Origin of the sequence: Corynebacterium sp. HMSC072A02 (assembly GCF_001810085.1) — a bacterium.
Taxonomy (GTDB): Bacteria; Actinomycetota; Actinomycetes; order Mycobacteriales; family Mycobacteriaceae; genus Corynebacterium; species Corynebacterium hesseae.
In genome coordinates this window covers 104,990-125,100 of sequence record NZ_KV799873.1, presented here as the reverse complement: position 1 = coordinate 125,100, position 20,111 = coordinate 104,990, and the positions used below count along the sequence as shown (strand labels likewise).

Below are 20,111 nucleotides of genomic sequence, written 5' to 3'. Positions count from 1 at the left end.
CACCGTTAGTGTATAGGCGCACCTAGCTCAGGAGCCGTCGCGGCACGCGCTTAATACCAGCCCACGTACGCGCAGCCCCAGCCACAAGGCCACGCGCAGGGGCGCTTGGTACCAGTGCGGGTGCCTGTCCGCCTGGAAGCGATAGGCCGAATCATGGTGCGCGCGCAGCATTGCGCCGCGGTGCGCCTGCGTCGAATGGCCTTTGGCGTGGGTAATCACCGCCGTGGGGCAGAAGATATTGCGCCAGCCGGCGCGGACGAAGCGGTCACCTAAGTCCACATCCTCCAAATACATGAAGTAACGCTCATCAAAGCCGCCAATCTGTGCAAAAGCCTCCCAGCGCACCAACAGACAGGAGCCGGATAGCCAGCCGGCGGGGCGCTCGCTGTCCATGTCGGCGTCATCGCGGTAGGCGCGCGACCACGGGTTGGAGGGCCAGATCGTTCCGAACAGCGCATGGCCAATTCCCGTGAGCAACGTGGGCACTGCGCGCGCCGAAGGATAGTTACTGCCGTCCGGCTCCACGATGCGCGGCCCCACCGCCGCGGCATCCGGGTGACGGCGTGCGCACGCAATCAGCTCATCCAGGGAGCCTTCGCTAAAGGTCACGTCCGGGTTGGCGATGAGGAAAAATTCGTCATCGACCCCACGCGCACGCACAAAGCGCGCGCCGGCATTCATCCCCGCGCCGTAGCCGATGTTGCCGCCGGTATCGAGGAATTCCACGTCCACGTGTTCCCGCGCGGCGGCTTCCGGCACCCCGTCGGTCGAGCCGTTGTCGGCAAGGATGGTGAGGGTAGGGCGGGACGTCGCCAAGCGCAGCGATGCCAAGAAGTCGCTGAGGTAACGGCCAGGAGAAAAGGTCACGGTGACCACGGCCAGGGGTTTCTGTAAATTCTTCACGATGAATCTGAGCGTACCCAACGCCAACGCGCGCACGCGCCCGCGACACTGCTTCACGTTTTTGCAGCGAGCTCACCTAAACTAGTCCCGTGACTTCCCCGAACTCCCCGCGCGCCGCCCGCCATATCCAGGCCGCGCCCTCGCAGTCCGCGCCCACCGCCCAACGAGGATCGACGCCGGTGAAAGCCATCGTCGCTTTCTTGTCCGCCGTTGTCCTCGTGGTCTCCGGCGTGGGTTACTTCACCGTGGGCAAGCTGGGAAATGACATCTCCTCTGCGTCGAACCTGGCACTGGGTAACCAGGGTGGTTTCAAGGACAGCAGTCTCGATGGCGCGGTCGATATCCTGCTCGTGGGCAAGGACTCCCGCACCGATGCCAAGGGGAATCCGCTTTCCGAACAGGAGCTGGCAGATCTGCATGCCGGCGTGGACGAAGGTGAGGAAAACACGGACACCATCATGGTGATCCGTATTCCGAACGACGGCTCGCGCGCGACTGCCGTGTCTATCCCGCGCGATACCTATGTCCACGACAGCGAGTTCGGAAACACCAAGATCAATGCTGTCTTCGCGCTCCACAAGTCCGCCAAGATGGAGGAGCTCCAGCAGGAGAACGCTGAAGCTGAGGCAGCAGGTAAGAAGCCTCCCTACACGGAGAAGGAGATGGAGAAGGAGAGCACGGAGGCCGGCCGTGCTGGGCTCATCTCGATGGTGCGCACGCTTACGGATGTCAGCGTTGATCACTACGCTGAGGTGGGGCTCTTGGGCTTTGTGCTGCTTACCGACGCCGTCGGGGGCGTCGATGTCTGCCTCAACAATGACGTGGATGATCCGATGTCCGGTGCGAAGTTCCCGAAGGGGCGCCAGACCCTCAAGGGCTCCGAGGGCTTGTCCTTCGTGCGCCAGCGCTATGACCTGCCGCGCGGCGACCTTGACCGCATCGTGCGCCAGCAGGCATACATGGCATCCCTGACCTCGCAGGTTTTGGATTCGGGAACGCTGACGTCCCCGGGCAAGCTCAACAAGATTGCCGATGCCGTGGAGCGCTCCGTTGTCATCGATGATGGCTGGGACATCATGGGATTTGTCACCCAGCTGGCCGGGCTGGCCGGCGGCAACGTGACCTTTACGACGATCCCGGTGACCTCAATTACCGGCGTGGGTGACTATGGCGAATCGGTGGTGACCATCGATACTGCGGAGGTACATCGCTTCATGGATGATCTGGCCAAATCCCAAGAGAAGGCTGAGGAAGAAAAGAAGTCTGAGGATGCCCCAGCCGACCAGGAAGGTGAAGACGGCGAAAAGCCCGTGGCCGAGGACCTCAACCTCCACGTCCTGAATGCAGGCACCGTCGACGGCATGGCCGGCGGAATCGGTGCGTGGTTGAAGAACGTGGGCTACACCGTTGAGCGCACCGCCAACGCGCAGTCGGGCCTGTATACCGAGTCCCAGATTGTGGCCGCGGATGCCAACGATGAGCGCGCCCAGGCCTTGGCTGAGCAGCTCGGCGGCCTGCCGGTCACGGCCAACGAGGAGCTCGAGCCGGATACCTTCATCGTGGTGGCTACGGATGATTACTCTGGCCCGAAGGATGACTCCGCGCAGGAAGAGGAGGCTTCCGCCGAGACGAGCGAAGGCGGCGACACCCAGCAGGTGGGTACTCCGGGCGATGACTTCGGTACCGCGGAGGTGGCACCGGAAATCGACGCCGGCGGCGACGGCCCGCGCTGCGTGAATTAACAGCGTCGTGGCGGGCTGAGCGCCCGCCACCTACGATGGGCGGACATGGAACTCCTTCAGCATCTCTTGACCGCCGATGCCTCCGCTCCCCGCCTCAGCGTCTACAACGAAGCTGACGGCACCCGCATGGACTTCTCGGCGCAAACGCTGGAGAACTGGACCTCCAAGATTGCCAACATGCTGTTGGAAGAGCTCGACCTTGAGCCCGGCACCGATGCCCGCATCCTCATCGACCTTCCGGTGTCGTGGCAGGCTGCCGTCATTGCGCTTGGGGCACTAGCCGCGGGCATCCCCTTTGACATTACGGATGGTGCGGCTGCCCCAGAGCCGCACGTCGATGATGTCGCCGTAGTTTTCACCTCCCCGGAGGCCTACCTCGAGGCCACCGCCGGCTCGGCTTCTACCCCACTGGTCGACACGGTGCTGGTCACGCGAGATCCTTTTGGCCGCGGCGTTGTCGAAAGCGGCGGCGAGTTGCCGCTCGGCACCATCGACTTCGGCCCCACGGTGCGCTTTTATGGCGATCACTTCTATGGTTCTACCACTCCGCTTCCGAAGCTTTTCCCCACGGATTTGGGCGCTGAGCGCGTGTTGTCTCCAGGGTGGAGCGACACCGCCTCCTTCCAACGTGCTGTGTTAGAGCCACTGGCTGCGGGTGGCTCGGCCGTCATCGTGTCCGGATTGTGCTCGGCGGACCGCTTGGAGGAAATCGCGGCCAACGAGAAGGTCACTGTCCGCGCTTAAAGCTTGTCGTGAGATAGTAGAGCGATGTTCAGCTGGCTCTACGTCTTCATCGGCCTACTCATCCTTGTGGGCACAATCTGCCAGGGAACCATCGGATTCGGCCTGGGCACCATCGCCACCCCAATCTTGGCGCTGATTAAGCCGGAGCTTGTTCCCACGCTTATCCTCCTGCTGGCCTTCGTCATTTCAACCACGACAATGCTCAAGTCACGCTCAGCGGTGTCGTGGGACATCGTGGCCATTTCCTCCATCGCGCGAATACCCGGCTCCCTGCTCGGCGCGTGGGCCATTGCCTCCCTCTCCCACCGCGGGCTCTCCCTTTTCATCGGCTGCGCCGTCATCTTTGCCATGACCTTGTCTAGTCTTGGCTGGTCGCCGAAGCGAACCACCACCAACATCGCGGTCGCGGGTGCTGCTTCCGGGCTCCTGGGCACGTCCACCTCCATCGGTGGTCCACCCATGGCGTTAGTACTCAAAGGATACGACCCCACCCGTGTGCGCGGCACCCTGTCGGGCACGTTCATCATCGGCTCCACCATCTCGCTAGCCACCTTGGCCTTGAGCGGGCAAATCACCAGCCTGCAGCTCACCGCGGCCGCGGCCTACCTTCCGGTAGCCATCGTCGGCCTCATCGCTGCCGGATACCTCAACCGATTCATCAACGCCACGGTGCTCAACCGCATCGTCATCATCGTGGCCATCAGCGCGGCTGTGGCGCTCATTGTTGAGGGGCTGGTTGCTGCCTAGCGTCCGCGGCCTACTGCCACGACCACGCTCCGCACTGCCCGTTCTGCCAAAGTTCTCGCCTCCGACTCAAGATCTGGCAATAACTTTGTCAACTAGGGCAGTTGGGTGGCTCCGGGAAATCTGGCGGTTCCGGGTAATCGGGTGGCTCAGGCAAGTCGGGCGGCAGATACCCTAAGTGCTCGCTGTATTCCCAGGGCTTTGGCTTGGGCGGCAACACTCCCTCATGCCAGAAGCCGATGAATTTGAAGTAGCGCTTCTCGAAGTCCGGATTCCTGGCATTGGCTATCTGGTCGATGACATAGTCCAGATGATGTGCCACGCAATGACCTGTGTAGCGCAACGTGAGCCACCCAATCAGCGCACCCTCGTTGTTCTTCCAATGGTCTCGTAGCCATGCCTCTCGCTGGGAATGGAATTTCATCCCGTTGATTTCTACCGCAACCTTGAGCTCTGGGAGCACGATGTCCCAGGTGTAGTGGCCGATAACAACGTTGCACTCAACTTTGAGCCCACGCCTCTTCAGTCCCTTCGCCACCTTGACCTCCGCACCGGAATCCGTGAACAGGGCGGCTTGCTCCAGCATCCGTTGGCTTGCAACAGGGATGACATTGAGTGCTTCGCGGTGGCTGTCCAAGCGAGCACGCCCCGACTTCGAAGAATAGATAGATTCGAAGACGCGAATCCCCAGATCAGGACTAACGGACTTCATAGCGACAAGAGGATTAAGAATCCGGATCCCCGACAAAGTGACAAAACTAGTGACGCTCACCCGCGAGTGCACATAAAAGGTCGATGTCGGCATCCTCTCTGCACTAGCGAGCCTCAGCGGAAAAGTGACAGGCTCGCCAAGGAGTACCTGGGCAGCCGTTGTACCTGTCGCCTTAAGGTATGGACGGTGCTCCTGCAACAGCTTCAAAGCTCTAAAGGCTCGGGCCTGCCCCAGACGTAGATTCCCTTGGCGATTCTCGCAATCTCCCCACGGCTCACGCGAGTTGCAAGCGCGCCTTTAGATAGGCCGCGCACAACGCCATGGTTCATGTTATTCCCCCCGGAAAGTTTGGCCTTCACGCTAACATGGCGCGCTGCCACATGCCGAGCAACTGCCCGTTCTGCCAAGGTTATAGCCTCTGATTCAAGATCTGGCCTGATCTTTGGCAACAACGGCAGTTATCCCCAATGCAAACTAAGCAGGCCCTAGCGAAGCGACCCCTCAATAAAACTGCGGAACCGCCGAGCAATCTGCTCTATCTCCTGCCCCGCGAAGTGGCCCGGGGACCATGCCGCCACCAGTGGCACACCGCCCAGCGCGCGCTCGCCATCAACGACATCAAAGCCCACCAGCCGCGCCGGCTGCAGCTCCGTCATTAAAGCTACAGCTCGCCCGGCACGCGCCAAGGCGCATAACGTCGCCGTATCATCGCACTCCACGTGCGAGCCCAGGGCATAGCCAGCCGTGCCCACGAAGGAATCCACCACCCCGCGGGACACGCTGCGCCGCGAGGGCAGCGCCACATTTTCCTGCAGCAAGCGCTCAACCTCCACGCTTGTCGAACCCGCGCACTCGAGCGCCAGCGGGTGCGTTGGCGGCACCCAGGCGCGCACCGGAATCGTGCCCAGCGGCAAGGAAGCCACGTCATTGCCCGGCGGGATGGTAGCAATCACCACGTCGGCGGTTCCTTCCAGAGCGTCGAAGACGTCGTAGTGCGAGACCGGAGTCGTCGTAAGCAGAGGAATCGACGAGCCGGCGGCCTCTATAAACGGAGCGAGAAGCGTCGACATCGTCGTCGGCGTGGCCGCCACGCGCAGCGCCGGAATTCTGCCAGCCCGAAGTGCCTCCACCGCCTGCCCGGCGCGCGCGGATGCAGCGAGGAGGCGGCGGCAGGTAGGGATGAGGGCATGCGCTGCGTCGCTCAGCACAAGCGCAGATCCAGCCCGCACGAAGAGCTCAAGGTCCAGCTCCTTTTCAAAGCGCCGCAGTTGGCGGCTCAGCGCCGGCTGAGTAATTCCGAGGCGTGAGGCGGCAGCGGTCACCGTCCCGGCCTCAGCCACCGCGAGGAAATATTTGGCCTTCACCATGTCCATTCCCCTACTTTTACCAGCCCCCATGCCCTATATGCATGGCTTTAGAGCTTTAGCAACATTAGACAACATGACATCACCAAAGAATAATGAGACCACTACCACAACGAAGTCAGGGAGGTTCTCCATGTCACATGTCGGCGCCGCCATTGCCGCATCACTTGCCGCGCACAATGTGCCCCGCGCATTCCTCGTACCCGGCGAAAGCTTCCTTCCCGTGTTGGACGGACTCTACGATTCCCCCGTCGAAGCCATCGTCTGCCGTCACGAAGGCGGCGCCACCTACATGGCTGAGGCCCACGGCAAAGCCACCGGCCAGCCCGGCGTAGCCATGGTCACCCGCGGGCCCGGCGCGGCCAACGCCTACGTCGGCATCCACACCGCTTGGCAGGACGCTACCCCGCTCGTCCTCTTCGTCGGCCTCATCCCTACCTCGGACCGCGACCGCGAATCCTTCCAGGAATTCGATCCCAAGGCGTGGTTCGGCACCCAGGCCAAGCAGGTCTTCGTCCTCGACGATCCGGAGCGCGCCTCTCGCGTCGTGGCCGAAGCATTCTTCCAGGCCCAGCAGGGCCGCCCCGGCCCCGTCATCGTAGGGTTGCCGGAAGATGTTCTCCACCAGGAGTTCACCGGCACCATCCACTCACCCATCCCGGTTGCGGAAGGCGCGCTTTCCGACGATCACCTGGACCTCCTCTCCCGCGAACTGAGCCGCGCAGAGCGACCACTCATTTTTGCCGGCGGTCCGCGCTGGACCCCGGAGGCCGCGGAGAAGATCACTCGCTTCGCCGAAGAGCACCGTATCCCAATCATTCAAGACTTCCGCGCCGCCGACCGCGTGCCTTTCGACTCCCCCGCCAACGCCGGCTGGCTCGGCTACGGCCGCGACCCCCGCGCGGCACAGCTGCTCGAGGACGCCTCCTTGGTCATCGAGGTGGGCGCAGTGCTTGGCGACGTCCCCACAGACGGCTATACCTTGCGCCAGTCACCGCAGGCGCGCAACATCGCCATCAACCCCGATACCAGCCTGCGCGGCCACTCGGTGGCGCTGCTAGAACACATCGTGGCAAGCCCGGCCGCCTTCGCGGAGGCCGTGGACCGCCTAACCGTCGAGGGCACGGAGCAGCGCGGCGAGTGGTTTGATTCCGCGCACGCGAACCACCTCGACTTCGCCACCCTTCCCGAGCCGGCGGACTACCGCCCGGGCAAGGAGGGCACCGCCCACATGGAGGCCATCCTCGCAGCGCTCCACGAGCAGTTGCCCAAGGATTCCATCTACACCTTTGGCGCCGGCAACCACTGCATCTGGGCCCAGCAGTTCCTGCGCTCCTCGGTCTACCCGTCCCAGTTCAGCGTGCGCAACGGCTCGATGGGCTACTCCATCCCGGCCGCAGTTTCCACCAAGCTGCAGTTCCCGGAGCGCACCGTGGTCACCATTGCTGGCGATGGCGAATACCTCATGAACGGCCAGGAGCTGGCCACCGCGCTGCAGTACGGCGCGCCTTTCCTCATCATCGTGATGTCCAATGGCGAGTTCGGAACCATCCGCGACCACCAGAAGAAGCACTTCCCCGATCGCGTCTCCGGCACGCAGCTGGTGAACCCGGACTTTGCTGCCGTCGCCCGCGGCTTCGGTGCCCACGGCGAGCTCGTCACCGATGACGCACAAGCCCCGGAGGCCGTGGCCCGCGCTTTGCACGCCATCGCCAACGACAGGGTACCGGCACTGATCAACGTCATCACCGATCAAGAGCATTCCCTGCCTATTCCGCCCACCAACTAAAGGAGGCTCACCATGAGCTCTACCAACACTCCCCCAACAACCACGCCACCCACCACTGAGCTGAAGGAGGGCGAGCACATTGTGGGCGATGGGGTCGTCGCCAAGCAGCGTCCCGCCGCCTCCACCGCATCGTGGATCATTACGCTCTTCGGTACCGCCGTGGGTGCCGGCATCCTCTTCCTGCCGCTCAACGCCGGTGGTTTCGGGTTCTGGCCGCTGGTCTTCGCCACGGTCTTCATTTTCCCGCTGGTGTATTTTTCACACCGCACCTACGCGCGCATCGTCGCGGGCGCGCCCAAAGAGGACCACGGCAAGGACATCCTCGAGCTGGTCTCGCAGTACCTGGGCAAGGGTCAAGGAATCGTCTTCGCGGTGCTGTATTGGATCACGGTCTTTTCCACCGTCCTGATTTACGGTGTCTCCATCACTAACGCGGTGGATAGCTTCATCGTCAACCAGCTGGGCGGGCCTTCGCTCGACCGGTGGCTACTGGCCATGCTCTGCGTCGGCGTCATGACCGGCGCCTTCGCCATCGGCCGCAAGCCCATGATTTGGCTGGCCCAGGTGCTGGTGTACCCGCTGATTATTGCGCTGGCAATCACCTCCATTTACCTCATCCCGCGCTGGGACCTGCAAAGCTTCCTTCACTTTGATGACGGCTCGGATGGCTACGGCGGCATTTTCAAGGGAATTTTCCTCATCCTGCCGGTGCTGGTCTTCTCCTTCTCCCACATGGCAGCGCTGTCGCAATTCGCCCTCGATATGCAGCCGCAGTACGGCGAGAAGACCGAAAAGCGCGTCTCCCGCACGGAGTTCTACACCTCCATCCTGCTCGTGGTCTTCACCATGTTCTTCGTGTGGTCCTGTGTCCTCGCGCTCGGCGCCGACGGCATGAATGAGGCTCTCGAGCAAAACATCCCGGTGCTCTCCTACTTCGCCAACGTCACCGGCACGCCGTTCATGGCCTACATGGCCCCCATCGTGGTCATCTGCGCCATCGTGTCTTCCTACTTCGGCCACATGCTCGGCACAGAAGAGGGCACGGAGTACCTGCTGAAGAACGCCGCTCCACAGCTGGCGGAGAAGGTCTCGCACCGCACGCTGCTCAACATCATTTATGTCATCGCCTTCGTGTGCACCACGCTCGTGGCGATCTTCAACCCCTCCATTATTTCCATGATTTCCGTGGTCTCCGGTGTCTTCGTGGCGTTCATCGTTTACCTGGTTCCGGTGTACATGTTCAAGAAGTTGGACGTGTACAAGCACTTCCGCAATGACCCGTGGAACTACTTCGTCTTCGGCATGGGCCTGCTGATTATGGCCGTGACCATCTGGGACATGATTTAGAAAGGACGTGATTATGCTTCGCAATGATCTCTCGAGCTTCCCCGAGTACAAGGTGGGCAAGGACTTCCCCAACGCGCTCAAGCTCTCATCCAATGAGGTCCCCTTCCCGCCAGCTGAGGACATCATCGCCGCGGTTGCCGACGCCGCCCGCACCACCAACCGCTACCAACAGCCCGGCAGCCTGGAGCTCACCAATGCACTGTGCAACTACTTGGGCGTGCCAGCGGATCATATCTTCGTCTCCGCGGGCTCCACGCCCATCCTGCAGGCCACCATCTTGGCGTCTTGCCACACCGGCGATGAGGTCATCGTGCCCTGGCGCAGCTTTGAGGCCTATCCCCTGTACGTGCGCATGGCCGGCGCGGAGCCGGTTCTGGTCCCACTCACGGAGGATTACCGCGTCGATCTGGAAGCAGTACTCGAGGCGCTAACGGAGAAGACCAAGCTCATCATCCTGTGCAACCCCAATAACCCGACGGGCACCGTGATTACCCGCGGTGAATTCCGCGCCTTCATGGACAGGGTGCCCAAGGACGTGGTCGTGCTGCTGGATGAGGCTTATTGGGAGTACAACGACGCCCCCAATACCCCGGATTCGGTGGAGGAATACCAGCGCTACCCCAACCTGCTCGGCGTGCGCACCTTCTCCAAGGCGTGGGGTTTGGCCGGCATGCGCGTGGGTTACGCGGTGGCAGGCGAAGAGATCATCAATGCTCTGCGTCTGCTCTCCCTGCCGCTGACGGTGACCGCCATGGCGGAAACCGCGGCCGTGGAAGTGCTCAAGCGCCACGACGAGCTTGCCGACGCCGTCGAGATCACCAAAGCGCAGCGCGACCGCGTCTGCGCGGAGCTAGGGGCCGAGAAATCCTACGGCAACTTTGTGTGGCTGCCGCGTGCGGATGCCTCGGAGGTAGAGACGAAGATGCTCGATGAGGGCGTGGTCATCCGCCGCTACCTCGACGAAGGCGTGCGCGTGTCCATCACCGATGAGGCCGAGACCACCCAGTTCTTGGAGGCCTGGCGCCGCGCGGGCATTGAGCCTTGGAGGGATTAGCCGAGGTTTCCCGCAACAACTCTCGCTAGAACCATCCCTAACGTGAGATTCGCTCCATAGATTTAATAATTGTTGCCATACGTCACACTCGTCCGCATAATGGGACGTGTTCATATACGCACACCACAAACTGGAGGATGAATAATGTCCGGAATTCGCGTAGAAAACCCTGCAACTGGCGAGGTACTCGAAACCTTTGATCACGTCACCGAGCAGGAAGCCCTTGCCGCTGTAGATACCGCGCACGAGGCATTCCTCAGCTGGCGAGAGACCCCGATTGAGGAGCGCGCCAAGGTAGTTACCCGCGTTGCTGAACTCTTCGAAGAGCGCAAGGACGAGCTCGCAGAAATCATCGCTACCGAAATGGGTAAGCCGATCTCCGAGGGCCTTGAGGAGGCCGAGTTCAGCAGTGCCATCTTTGGCTACTACGCAGATAACGGCCCGAAGTTCGCCGCCGACGAGGAAATCCCGGTGGAAATGGATGGCAAGGGCTATATTCAGCGCCTTCCCATCGGCGTCCTCCTCGGCATCATGCCGTGGAACTTCCCCTACTACCAGGTAGCGCGTTTCGCCGCTCCCAACCTGATGCTGGGTAACACCATCATCCTGAAGCATGCAGAGATTTGCCCGCGCTCCGCACTCGCCATCCAGAAGATCATGGATGATGCCGGCGTTCCCAAGGGCGTGTACACCAACATCTTCGCAACCCACGACCAGGTAGAGAAGATCATCGAGCACAAGGAGCTGCGCGGTGTTTCGCTCACCGGCTCCGAGCGCGCTGGTGCTGCGGTGGGCGCTATCGCTGCGAAGAACCTTAAGAAGGCAGTTCTCGAACTGGGCGGCTCGGATCCTTACGTCATCCTTGACACGGATGACGTCAAGCAGGCAGCCAAGGATGCGTGGGAAACCCGCATTTACAACACCGGTCAGGCTTGTAACTCCAACAAGCGCCTCATCGTCATGGAGGACATCTATGACGAGTTCCTTGCAGAGCTGGTTGAGCTGGCTAAGGCCATGAAGCCGGGCACACCGCAAGAGGCTTCCGAGACCATCTACACCCCGCTGTCCTCGCGCGGCGCTGCGGAGAATCTCAAGGACCAGATCGATCGCGCCGTGGCCGCCGGAGCAACCCTTCACGTCGGCGGCGAGCTCGTGGATGAGAAGTCCTCCTACTTCAGCCCCGCCGTGCTGAGTGACGTCCCTGTTGGTTCGGACATCTACTACGAGGAACTCTTCGGTCCCGTCGCCACCGTATACAAGGTCAGCAGCGATGAAGAGGCGCTGAAGCTGGCCAACGATACCCAGTACGGCCTCGGTGGATGCGTCTTCTCCAAGGACGTCGAGCGAGCAGAAAAGGTTGCTCAGCGCTTGGAGGTCGGCATGTCCAACGTCAACACCTACGCGGCTGAAGGCGCCGAGGTTCCGTTTGGTGGCGTCAAGAACTCCGGCTATGGCCGCGAGCTGGGTCCCTACGGGATGGATGAGTTCGTCAACAAGCGCACCTACTTCGTGGCCAACTAAGGAGATTTCATGACTTCACTAGGAAACTTTGTTCTCGAGGTTCACACCGCGCTTTTCGACGGTCACGATACCTCCGTTCTGGACAAGCACTTCGCCGATAGCTTCGTGGAGCACTCTCCCCTCATCGCTGACGATGCAGAAGGGCTCAAGAAGTTTGTCGCGGATCTGGGCGAGGGATTGAAGTACACCAACGCCCGAGTGATTGCGGATGAAGCCAACGGCCTCGTCGCACTGCACGGTCGTTTTGATGGTATCGAAGATGAACCCTTCGTCGGCTTCGACATTTACCGCGTCGAGGGTGACAAAATTGTCGAGCACTGGGACAACCTCGTTCCCAAGGCAGAGCCAAATGAGAGCGGCCGCACGCAGCTCGATGGCACCACCGAAGTGGGTGATGAGAGCCTGACCGAGCAGAACCGTAAGTTCGTCATCGAATTCTTCGAGCGTTCGCTCATCGGCGGTGACTACTCCGGCTTCATCGACAACACCCGCGATGATCAGTTTGCCCAGCACTCCCCCGATATCGCCGACGGCGCCCAAAACTGCGTCGACTTCCTCACCAAGCTGAAGGAGGATGGCGAAGGGTTGGAGTATGAGCGCATCCACCGCACGATTGCGCAGGGACAGTTCGTTCTGACGCATTCCGAGGGAAGCATTGCTGGTGCGCGCCACTCCTACTGCGAGCTGTGGCGCGTTGAAGACGGCAAGCTCGTCGAAATGTGGGATGCCATTTCTGAGGTCCCCTCCGATAATGAGGCGCTTCATAGCCACGGCATCTTCTAGGAAATAACCTAGGTTGCACGCCTAAAGGCTGGGCCGCTCCCGAAATGGAGAGTGGCCCAGCCTTTTGTGTTTTCGGCACCAGCTAGAACTGGGTCTGGGGCGCAACTGCCCGTTCTGCCAAAGTTGTCGTCCCTGCCTCAAGATCTGGCCGGAACTTTGGCAACAATGGCAGTTCACCCTTAAGAGCTGCCCCCCACACCATGTTCGAGGCCGCTGGCTGCAGGCTTTAAGCCCAACCCGCCGGCACCAGCCCGACGATAGAAATGATCGAATAGATGAAAGCCAGGAAGTACACCACGATGATGGTGCCCTGAATAACCGGGTGCGCAAGACCACCCACGGTCCAGCCGGGATCGCGGTCGCCCTTCTTGCGGGAGGCGTGCAGCAGCATCACCGGGATGACGGACATGATGGCACCCGCAAAGCCGCCCGCATAGGACAGCGCCGCAACGAAGCCACCGAGGCCTGCAATCGAGATCACCAGCGGCGGTACAACCGTCAGCGCCACCGCGACGATGCGCTGTCCCTTCACGCCTTCCCAGTGGAAGATGTCTAGGACGTTGCGCATGGTGGTAAAGCCAATCGCCAGGAATGACGTCAGCATGGCGGCCAAGGCAAAGATGTTGGCCAGGTAGTAGGCAACCGGGCCCAATGCCTCACCCCAGGCAATGGTCACCACTTCGGTGACTTCCATACCGAGCAAGCCGAGGGCTGCAAAAGGCACCAGCGCCAGGGTAAAGCCCGTGATGACCATGCCCACGACGATCGCACGCGCGGTCTCCTGCGGCTTCGACGGATCCATGCCTTGGACCAGCTCCGGAACCACATACTGCGCCAGGAAAGAAAACACTGCCAGGTTCAGAATCGGGACGATGAAGAAGGGGTGAAGAACCAAAAGGTTTTCCACCTTGATGCCTGGGCCCAGGATGGTCCATCCGCAGAGGACAGCGATGATGATGGCCATACCGGCGGTAACGGCGCCCTCAGTGGCACCTGTGGTGTGCAGACCGCGGTACATCACCCATGAGCCAAACCCAAAGAAGATTAACGTGCCCAGAAGCGGCGGCAGGCCGAAAATGTTGTTGATCAAGTCACCGGAGCCGGCAGCATAGGCAATGAGCGCACCGATACCGTTGACGATGATGGCAACGAAGACCAGCCACCGCCCCCACTGCCCCAGGTAATGCTCGGCCAGTCCCGAGACTTGCAGCTTGGCTTTGGTGCGCATGGCGGACTCGGCCACGTACAACATGGAAATGGTCGTGAGCGTGCCAGCCACGAGCAGGGCGATAACGAGCGCGAGGAATCCACCGTTGCGAGCGGCATAAGGAATGGAGAGAACTCCAGCGCCGATGTTGGTGCCGAAGATGAGGGCAATGCCCTGTACGAAGGACAGCGCGGGCTTGAATTCCTTCGTGGATTCATCCTTCTGCGGCACAGTAATGTTGTTGGACAAAGACTTCTCCAATGACTACTAAATGGCTATTAAAACGTGAACTCACCCGGCCATCGCCGGGTGAGAACTGCATTCGCCTTACTTGTATTCGTTGAACTGCTTGACGACGACCTGCAGCGCCTCACGCCACAAGTCCTCCGGGATGGACAGCGAAGGCAGGAAGCGAATGACGTTGTGGTCCAGGCCGCAGGTCAGCAACAGGACGCCTTCGGCCTTGGCACCGTCAGCAATCTTGTGCACCAGCTCGGAGTCCGGCTCGCCCTCAGCGGTCACGAACTCGAGTGCGAGCATGGCGCCGCGGCCACGGAAATCTGCGACGCGCTCATCGCCCAGGATGGGCTCCAGCTCCTCGCGGGCGACCTTCTCCAGGTTCTGAGCACGCGCACCGAAGTCCTTCTCCTCAAACTCCTTGAAGGTTGCCAGCGCAGCCGCGCACGCCACCGGGTTACCGGTGTAGGTGCCGCCCAGGCCACCAGGCTGCGGGGTATCCATGATTTCCGCGCGGCCGGTTACTGCGGACAGCGGCATACCGGAGGCAATGCCCTTCGCAATGGTCACCATGTCCGGCACGATGCCCTCGTGGTCGGAAGCGAACCAGGTACCGGTGCGCATCATGCCCGCCTGGATCTCGTCGATGATGAAGACGACGTCATTGTCGTTGCACCACTTCTGGATTGCTGCGAGGTATCCCTCCGCTGGGACGACGAATCCGCCCTCGCCCTGAATCGGCTCTGCAACCACGCAGGCCAGGTTGGCCGCGCCGACTTCCTGCTCGATCATGGTGATGGTCTTCTTGGCTGCCTCGGCGCCGCTCAGGCCATCGCGCAGCGGGTAGGACATCGGTGCGCGGTAGATCTCCGGGGCGAAGGGGCCGAAGCCGTTCTTGTAGGGCGACTGCTTGGCGGTCATCGCCATGGTCAGGTTAGTGCGGCCGTGGAAGGCGCGGTCCATGACCACCACACCACGCTTGCCGGTGTAGTTGCGGGCAATCTTTACTGCGTTCTCGACAGCCTCAGCGCCGGAGTTGAACAGCGCGGTCTTCTTCGGATGGTCACCCGGGGTGACCTCGTTGAGCTTTTCGGCCACGGCCACGTAGGACTCGTAAGGAGAAACGGTGAAGGAGGTGTGGGTGAAGTGCGCGACGGCCTCCTGGACCGCGGCCACGACGGCCGGGTTAGAAGCGCCAGCGGAGGTCACGGCGATGCCGGAGGCAAGGTCGATGAAGCGGTTGCCGTCGGCGTCGGCAAGAATGCCGCCATCCGCATCCACTACGTAGCCCGGAAGCGAGGGCGCCATGCCCGCGGGGAGGGCGTTCTTGCGACGCTCATCCAGGGCGGCGCTCTTCGGGCCCGGGACCTGCTGGCCCAGGTGGCGGGACTGCTCAATGTGGTACTGAAGTTCCTGCATGGTCTTCCTTTTGTGCTCGGATGAATAGTGTGCCCCTTAGTGTGGTCTCCACCACCCACTGCGCACTATGGACGCAGTGTATAAATTTTCTCCGCTTAACTGTGTACTCTGTCCACCATGCGTGAGATTTCCTTCCGCTGGCTGCTCAACCAGCGCTCATTGAACCTGCGAAGCATCGTCACCGGTAGCGCCACATTCAACACCATCCACGCTTCCGAGCTCGCGGACCCCAGCGAGTTCACCTCCCCCGGCGCGCTCATGCTCACGTTGGGGCTTGCCTTCCAGGAGGAACCGGAGGGCTTCGAACGCTATGGTGCGGCCCTGGCCGCGGCCGGCGTGCAGGGCATCGGCTTCGGCACCGGACTGGCCTTTAGCGAGGTCCCCACCGCGCTCATCCATGCCTGCTCCCAGCACAATCTCACCCTCTTTGAGGTCCCACGCGCCACCCGATTCGTCTCCATCACCACGGCCGTGGCTCAAGAACAGGCCCGCTTGGACAACAACGCGCACTTTGCACTCCACCGCCAGCAGGAGCGCCTCAACCAGGCCGCGGCCACGAGCATCGGGGCGCTCGTCATGCAAACCAGCAAAGAACTCGGCGCCGCAGTGGCGGTGGCCAGTTCCTCCGGAGCGGTGGTCAGCCGCAGCGATCGCGGTCAGCTCAATGCGGCCGACGCCGCGGTGGAGGCCGCGGAGCAGACGGGGCGCGGAACGGGGACGTCGACAACCACAGGCGCAACCATCACCAGCATCTTCGGCTCGGCGGGACGGCGCTGGGCCATCGCGGTAACGCGTGCAGAGAAGTTCGATTCCTACTCCCGCGCGCTCATCCGGCACCTCGCGGGCCTGGCCAGCCTGCTCTTAGATCATCCCGACACCACTGCACACACGATCCTCGGGGCGTTGGCGCTTGACGCCCAACTGGCCGGGGTTGACTCCCCGGCCTTACAGGCGGCCTTCCATACGGTCGATAGCCACGACCTCGTGGATGTTCTGTTTCTCACGGCACCATCACCCTCCCGCCTCGCGCGGGCATTAAGCGAGATTGGAAAAGCCGAGCCTCTCAGCCTCATCCGCCCGGAACACGATTCCGCGCTTATCGCTCTTCCCCCGGGCACCGCACACCCGAACTTGAGCGGGAAACACACCCGCTACCTCCGGACTTCCATCCTGCAGCGCATCCAATGGCAAGCGTTGACCCCGACGCTCTTGTCCTCTCTCCAGAGCCACGCGCGCAGCCTGCCCCTCGGTACTGTGGCGACCTTCGATTCGGCTGCCCCTACCTGGCTGGCAGAACCCGGCGTACCCGAGGCCCTCGCTGCCCGGCGCGCGGCGACGGTCAGCCTTCTTGCCGAGCACGATGCGCAGCACAACACAGAGCTGTGCGCCACGCTGCGTTGCTTCCTCGTGGGCAACGCCAACTTGGCCACCGCCGCCGCGGAGCTCGGCGTTCACCGCCACACGGTGCGCGCCCGCTTGGACAAGATCGAGCAACTCTGCGGCGTGGACCTGAGCAATCCCGTCACCCGCGCGGAGTTGCTCTTGCTCAGCCTTGATTCTTAAGAACTCAGTCCGGAACGCTCACGCCCAGGATGAGAAGCTCCGCCGCCACGAGAGGATCCTTAAGATCAACCTCCAATAATTCCTCCAAGTCCGCGATGCGCTTGCGCACGGTGTGGCGGTGCGAATGCAGCTCCTCAGCGGTGCGGCTTACATGCCCGCCGGCGCGCAAGTAAACCTCCAGTGTTTCCGCCAAGTCGGTGCCGTGCTCGGCGTCAAAGGAACGCACCTTGCCCCAGGTCTCCTTCGCGCGGTTGTGCACCGCTCCTTTAACCCGGGGATCCCTAGTCCAGCTCAAGGTGCGCGATTCCGGCCCCGCGAGCATCCCCGGCTGCAGCCCGAAAGCGAAAGACTCCAGCTCGTGGACAATCCCCACCCCCAGCTCGGCCCACGGCATGGGTTGGCCCACGACGATGCGCTTGCTCCCGCGAATATCGCGCAGCAAATCCTGCAGGTTTTTCATCGTTCGGCTTCCCCTAAAGAGCAGGAGGCTGGAGGACTTATCCAGCGCGTACTCGAAGAGCAAACGCCCGTGGTCTTGGAGGCGGGCATCCAGGGCCTGGATGAAGCGCTGATGGGCGCGCTCGCCTTCAGATTTCACTAGGACTGGCCGTACCCTCCCCTGCGCATCGCCCACGAGGTGGAAGATGCGCCGCATGGGATCTTCGGGTTCGTCCAACCCCAGCTGAATGGCCAAAGCCATGGAGTTGAGCTCATTCTGTGTGCGCCGCAGCTCTTGTGGGCGCTTCACGCTAAGCTCCGCTAGGCCCGCGGCCTGCTTGAGCAGCGCGCGCTCGTTCACACCGAAGCCATCACGCGACACTGCCAAGAGCCCGAAGGAGCGCGCACCGTGGTCGGCCAAGCGCTGGGCCAAGACACTCCACCCGCCCACGCGGCGCGCGGCGTAGAAGTTCTGGGCGCGCGTATCGGCGATCACCGGCGCCCAATCCACCGGGGGCAGTCCCGGGTAGCTCGACTGCGCAAAGACGCGCCCGTCTTTATCGACGAGACAGGAATGCGCGCCTAGGAGGCGACTGGTCTTGTCCACGAGGGCATCGAGGCCGGCCACGGCAGCGTCGTTCAGCGCGCCCTGCTGAGCAATGAAACGCTCCAACCCTTCCTCGCGCTGGCGCTGCAGCTCGTCGTGCAAACGCGCGAGCACCGAGACGAAGGGAACGCGCCGCGCCACAGTGAAGAGCGAAATATCGCACTCCCGGGCGGCCTCCACCATGGCGGGTGGGACCTCAGCAAAGGCAAGGCCAACGCCGAAGCCCACCCCCGTTACCCCACCCTCGGCCACCCTGTGGATGTACTCCGTCAGCTCTTCCGGCTTTCCTTCAAAGGCCATGCCCGTGAGCAAGATGACCACCCCAGAGCCCACAAACTCACGGGGATCGCGCAGCTCACACGGGTGCATCACGGAAAAAGTACGCCCACAATCGTGCAGAATTTCTATCCCCAAATCAGGCTGATTAGCCAACCATCTCAGGGAAACGCTTCCCTCTTCCAGCCCGACCGCTACTCCCGTATCCAATGTGGACAAATTCTCACCATTCTTTCACCCAGTTGTCTATGGCCCTTATGAAGTTTAGCCGCCAGAATGACCTACGTCATAAAAAATCCCGAGTATTAAGGAGCAGACAGCATGCAGGATCTCAAGCACCGCCTCCCCCAGGAGCGGAATGTCTCCAGCGCAATCCCTGGCCCCCGCAGCCAGGAGCTGAATGCCGCCCGTGAAGCAGACGTCGCCGCTGGCGTCATCCCGGGCTACCCCTCCTACATCACTGACGGCGACGGTGGCGTGCTTGTCGACGTCGACGGCAACACCATCGTCGACTTCGCATCCGGCATCGCCGTGACTTCCGTCGGCGCCTCCAACCAGCGCGTTGCCAAAGCCGTCGCCGAGGCTGCTAGCCACCTCACCCACACCTGCTTCCTCAACGCTCCTTACGAGGGCTTTGTCCAGGTAGCCAAGAAGCTCAACGAGTTGACCCCGGGCACCCACGAGAAGAAGTCCTGCCTCTTCTCCACCGGTGCTGAGGCAGTGGAGAACGCCATCAAGATCGCTCGCCGCTACACAGGCAAGAACCGCGTCGTGGTTTTCGACGGTGCCTTCCACGGCCGCACCAACCTGACCATGACCATGACCGCCAAGAACAAGCCGTACAAGTCCGGCTTTGGCACCCTGGCCGCTGACATCTACCGCGCGCCGATGTCCTACCCGCTGCGCGACGGCCTCGACGGCAAGCAGGCAGCAGCGCGCACCCTGCGCTACATCGAGCAGTACGTCGGCACCGAAGAGTTGGCTGCCGTCATCATCGAGCCGGTTCAGGGCGAGGGCGGCTTCGTTGAGCCGGCCAAGGGCTTCCTCCCGGCACTGCAGGAATGGTGCACCGACAACGGCGTTGTCTTCATCGCCGATGAAATTCAGGCCGGTATCTGCCGCACTGGATCCTGGTTCGCCTGCGACGATGAGGGCATCATCCCGGACCTCATCACCACCGCCAAGGGCGTGGGCGGCGGCATGCCGCTGTCCGCTGTGACCGGCCGCGCCGAGATCATGGATGCCCCGGACCCGGGCTCCCTGGGTGGCACCTACGCCGGTAACCCGGTGGCCTGTGCTGCTTCCCTGGCAGCTTTCGAGGAGATGGAGGAGCTGGATCTGGCTTCCCGCGCCCGCGAGATCGAGGCCATCACCCGCGAGGAGCTGGAGCCGCTGCTCGAGCTCACCACCGTCGCCGAGGTCCGCGGCCGCGGCGCCATGATCGCCATCGAGCTGGTAGACGACAACAACCAGCCGAACGCTGACCTCACCGCCAAGGTAGCCAAGACCTGCCGCGAGCAGGGCGTGCTCATCCTCACCTGCGGCCTCGACGGCAACGTCATCCGCCTCTTGCCGCCGCTGGTCATCAACGAGTCCACCCTGCGTGACGGCCTCCAGGTCCTGGCTGAAGCCATCCGCGCGAACTAACCCGAACCACCAAC

16 protein-coding genes are annotated in these 20,111 nt (G+C 62.1%); 10 read left to right on the top strand and 6 right to left on the bottom strand.

The window, feature by feature from the left end:
- Positions 1–27: 27 nt before the first annotated feature.
- The gene (locus HMPREF2698_RS11550; RefSeq protein WP_070565257.1) at positions 28–903 is read right to left on the bottom strand and encodes a glycosyltransferase family 2 protein; all 876 of its coding nucleotides are present in this window, start codon (positions 901–903) and stop codon (positions 28–30) included.
- A gap of 89 nt (positions 904–992) precedes the next feature.
- Between HMPREF2698_RS11550 and HMPREF2698_RS11545 the strand changes: the two genes are divergently transcribed.
- From HMPREF2698_RS11545 to HMPREF2698_RS11535, 3 genes are read left to right on the top strand one after another with little or no spacing between them, the layout of a single operon-like run.
- Entirely contained in the window at positions 993–2,645 is a 1,653-nt protein-coding gene (locus tag HMPREF2698_RS11545) for an LCP family protein (protein ID WP_210384679.1), read from the top strand.
- A gap of 45 nt (positions 2,646–2,690) precedes the next feature.
- A complete protein-coding gene (locus HMPREF2698_RS11540; RefSeq protein WP_070564858.1) occupies positions 2,691–3,389 on the top strand; it encodes a TIGR03089 family protein in 699 nt (232 codons plus the stop codon).
- A 24-nt stretch (positions 3,390–3,413) separates the two neighbouring features.
- On the top strand, positions 3,414–4,136 hold the full coding sequence (locus HMPREF2698_RS11535; RefSeq protein WP_070564855.1) for a sulfite exporter TauE/SafE family protein: 723 nt from the start codon (positions 3,414–3,416) through the stop codon (positions 4,134–4,136).
- A gap of 88 nt (positions 4,137–4,224) precedes the next feature.
- On the opposite strand, the gene HMPREF2698_RS11530 is transcribed toward HMPREF2698_RS11535, so the two are convergent.
- Both HMPREF2698_RS11530 and HMPREF2698_RS11525 read right to left on the bottom strand, forming a co-directional pair.
- Positions 4,225–4,845, bottom strand: coding sequence for an endonuclease domain-containing protein (locus HMPREF2698_RS11530; protein WP_246818411.1), 621 nt, complete (start codon positions 4,843–4,845; stop codon positions 4,225–4,227).
- 485 nt (positions 4,846–5,330) lie between these two features.
- On the bottom strand, positions 5,331–6,212 hold the full coding sequence (locus tag HMPREF2698_RS11525) for a LysR family transcriptional regulator (protein ID WP_246819469.1): 882 nt from the start codon (positions 6,210–6,212) through the stop codon (positions 5,331–5,333).
- A gap of 130 nt (positions 6,213–6,342) precedes the next feature.
- Between HMPREF2698_RS11525 and HMPREF2698_RS11520 the strand changes: the two genes are divergently transcribed.
- From HMPREF2698_RS11520 to HMPREF2698_RS11500, 5 genes are all read left to right on the top strand, one after another.
- Positions 6,343–7,998 carry a thiamine pyrophosphate-dependent enzyme gene (locus HMPREF2698_RS11520; RefSeq protein WP_070564849.1) on the top strand — a complete coding sequence of 552 codons (1,656 nt, stop codon included), beginning with the start codon at positions 6,343–6,345 and terminating at the stop codon, positions 7,996–7,998.
- Between the two features lie 12 nt (positions 7,999–8,010).
- Positions 8,011–9,345 (top strand): aromatic amino acid transport family protein, encoded by a 1,335-nt coding sequence (locus tag HMPREF2698_RS11515; RefSeq protein WP_070564846.1) that lies wholly within the window; start codon positions 8,011–8,013, stop codon positions 9,343–9,345.
- Between the two features lie 13 nt (positions 9,346–9,358).
- The gene (locus tag HMPREF2698_RS11510; protein ID WP_070564843.1) at positions 9,359–10,399 is read left to right on the top strand and encodes a histidinol-phosphate transaminase; all 1,041 of its coding nucleotides are present in this window, start codon (positions 9,359–9,361) and stop codon (positions 10,397–10,399) included.
- 144 nt (positions 10,400–10,543) lie between these two features.
- Complete coding sequence (locus HMPREF2698_RS11505) at positions 10,544–11,920, top strand: NAD-dependent succinate-semialdehyde dehydrogenase (RefSeq protein WP_070564840.1); 1,377 nt, start codon at positions 10,544–10,546, stop codon at positions 11,918–11,920.
- A gap of 9 nt (positions 11,921–11,929) precedes the next feature.
- Positions 11,930–12,703, top strand: a complete 774-nt coding sequence (locus tag HMPREF2698_RS11500; protein ID WP_070564837.1) for a nuclear transport factor 2 family protein — start codon at positions 11,930–11,932, stop codon at positions 12,701–12,703.
- A 226-nt stretch (positions 12,704–12,929) separates the two neighbouring features.
- Here the strand turns inward: HMPREF2698_RS11500 and HMPREF2698_RS11495 are convergent, their stop codons facing one another.
- Together HMPREF2698_RS11495 and gabT (HMPREF2698_RS11490) are read right to left on the bottom strand one after the other, a co-directional pair.
- Positions 12,930–14,159 (bottom strand): aromatic amino acid transport family protein, encoded by a 1,230-nt coding sequence (locus HMPREF2698_RS11495; RefSeq protein ID WP_070564834.1) that lies wholly within the window; start codon positions 14,157–14,159, stop codon positions 12,930–12,932.
- 78 nt (positions 14,160–14,237) lie between these two features.
- Entirely contained in the window at positions 14,238–15,566 is a 1,329-nt protein-coding gene (gene gabT, locus HMPREF2698_RS11490) for a 4-aminobutyrate--2-oxoglutarate transaminase (RefSeq protein ID WP_070564831.1), read from the bottom strand.
- A 117-nt stretch (positions 15,567–15,683) separates the two neighbouring features.
- On the opposite strand from gabT (HMPREF2698_RS11490), the gene HMPREF2698_RS11485 reads away from it, so the two are divergent.
- Positions 15,684–17,129: a PucR family transcriptional regulator gene (locus HMPREF2698_RS11485; protein WP_070564829.1), complete on the top strand. Its 1,446-nt coding sequence runs from the start codon at positions 15,684–15,686 to the stop codon at positions 17,127–17,129.
- Positions 17,130–17,133: 4 nt separating this feature from the next.
- Here the strand turns inward: HMPREF2698_RS11485 and HMPREF2698_RS11480 are convergent, their stop codons facing one another.
- Positions 17,134–18,543, bottom strand: a complete 1,410-nt coding sequence (locus HMPREF2698_RS11480; RefSeq protein ID WP_070564826.1) for a helix-turn-helix domain-containing protein — start codon at positions 18,541–18,543, stop codon at positions 17,134–17,136.
- 228 nt (positions 18,544–18,771) lie between these two features.
- Here HMPREF2698_RS11480 and gabT (HMPREF2698_RS11475) point away from each other — a divergent pair, with 228 nt between their 5' ends.
- A complete protein-coding gene (gene gabT / locus HMPREF2698_RS11475; protein ID WP_070564823.1) occupies positions 18,772–20,097 on the top strand; it encodes a 4-aminobutyrate--2-oxoglutarate transaminase in 1,326 nt (441 codons plus the stop codon).
- The last annotated feature ends 14 nt before the right edge of the window (positions 20,098–20,111 follow it).

Excerpts from the sequence above, each read along its gene's own strand:
- HMPREF2698_RS11540 (WP_070564858.1), top strand. The coding sequence starts at position 2,691 with ATGGAACTCCTTCAGCATCTCTTGACCGCCGATGCCTCCGCTCCCCGC.
- HMPREF2698_RS11535 (WP_070564855.1), top strand. The coding sequence starts at position 3,414 with ATGTTCAGCTGGCTCTACGTCTTCATCGGCCTACTCATCCTTGTGGGC.
- HMPREF2698_RS11530 (WP_246818411.1), bottom strand. The coding sequence starts at position 4,845 with ATGAAGTCCGTTAGTCCTGATCTGGGGATTCGCGTCTTCGAATCTATC.
- HMPREF2698_RS11525 (WP_246819469.1), bottom strand. The coding sequence starts at position 6,212 with ATGGTGAAGGCCAAATATTTCCTCGCGGTGGCTGAGGCCGGGACGGTG.
- HMPREF2698_RS11520 (WP_070564849.1), top strand. The coding sequence starts at position 6,343 with ATGTCACATGTCGGCGCCGCCATTGCCGCATCACTTGCCGCGCACAAT.
- HMPREF2698_RS11515 (WP_070564846.1), top strand. The coding sequence starts at position 8,011 with ATGAGCTCTACCAACACTCCCCCAACAACCACGCCACCCACCACTGAG.
- HMPREF2698_RS11510 (WP_070564843.1), top strand. The coding sequence starts at position 9,359 with ATGCTTCGCAATGATCTCTCGAGCTTCCCCGAGTACAAGGTGGGCAAG.
- HMPREF2698_RS11505 (WP_070564840.1), top strand. The coding sequence starts at position 10,544 with ATGTCCGGAATTCGCGTAGAAAACCCTGCAACTGGCGAGGTACTCGAA.
- HMPREF2698_RS11500 (WP_070564837.1), top strand. The coding sequence starts at position 11,930 with ATGACTTCACTAGGAAACTTTGTTCTCGAGGTTCACACCGCGCTTTTC.
- gabT (WP_070564831.1), bottom strand. The coding sequence starts at position 15,566 with ATGCAGGAACTTCAGTACCACATTGAGCAGTCCCGCCACCTGGGCCAG.
- HMPREF2698_RS11485 (WP_070564829.1), top strand. The coding sequence starts at position 15,684 with ATGCGTGAGATTTCCTTCCGCTGGCTGCTCAACCAGCGCTCATTGAAC.
- HMPREF2698_RS11480 (WP_070564826.1), bottom strand. The coding sequence starts at position 18,543 with ATGCACCCGTGTGAGCTGCGCGATCCCCGTGAGTTTGTGGGCTCTGGG.
- gabT (WP_070564823.1), top strand. The coding sequence starts at position 18,772 with ATGCAGGATCTCAAGCACCGCCTCCCCCAGGAGCGGAATGTCTCCAGC.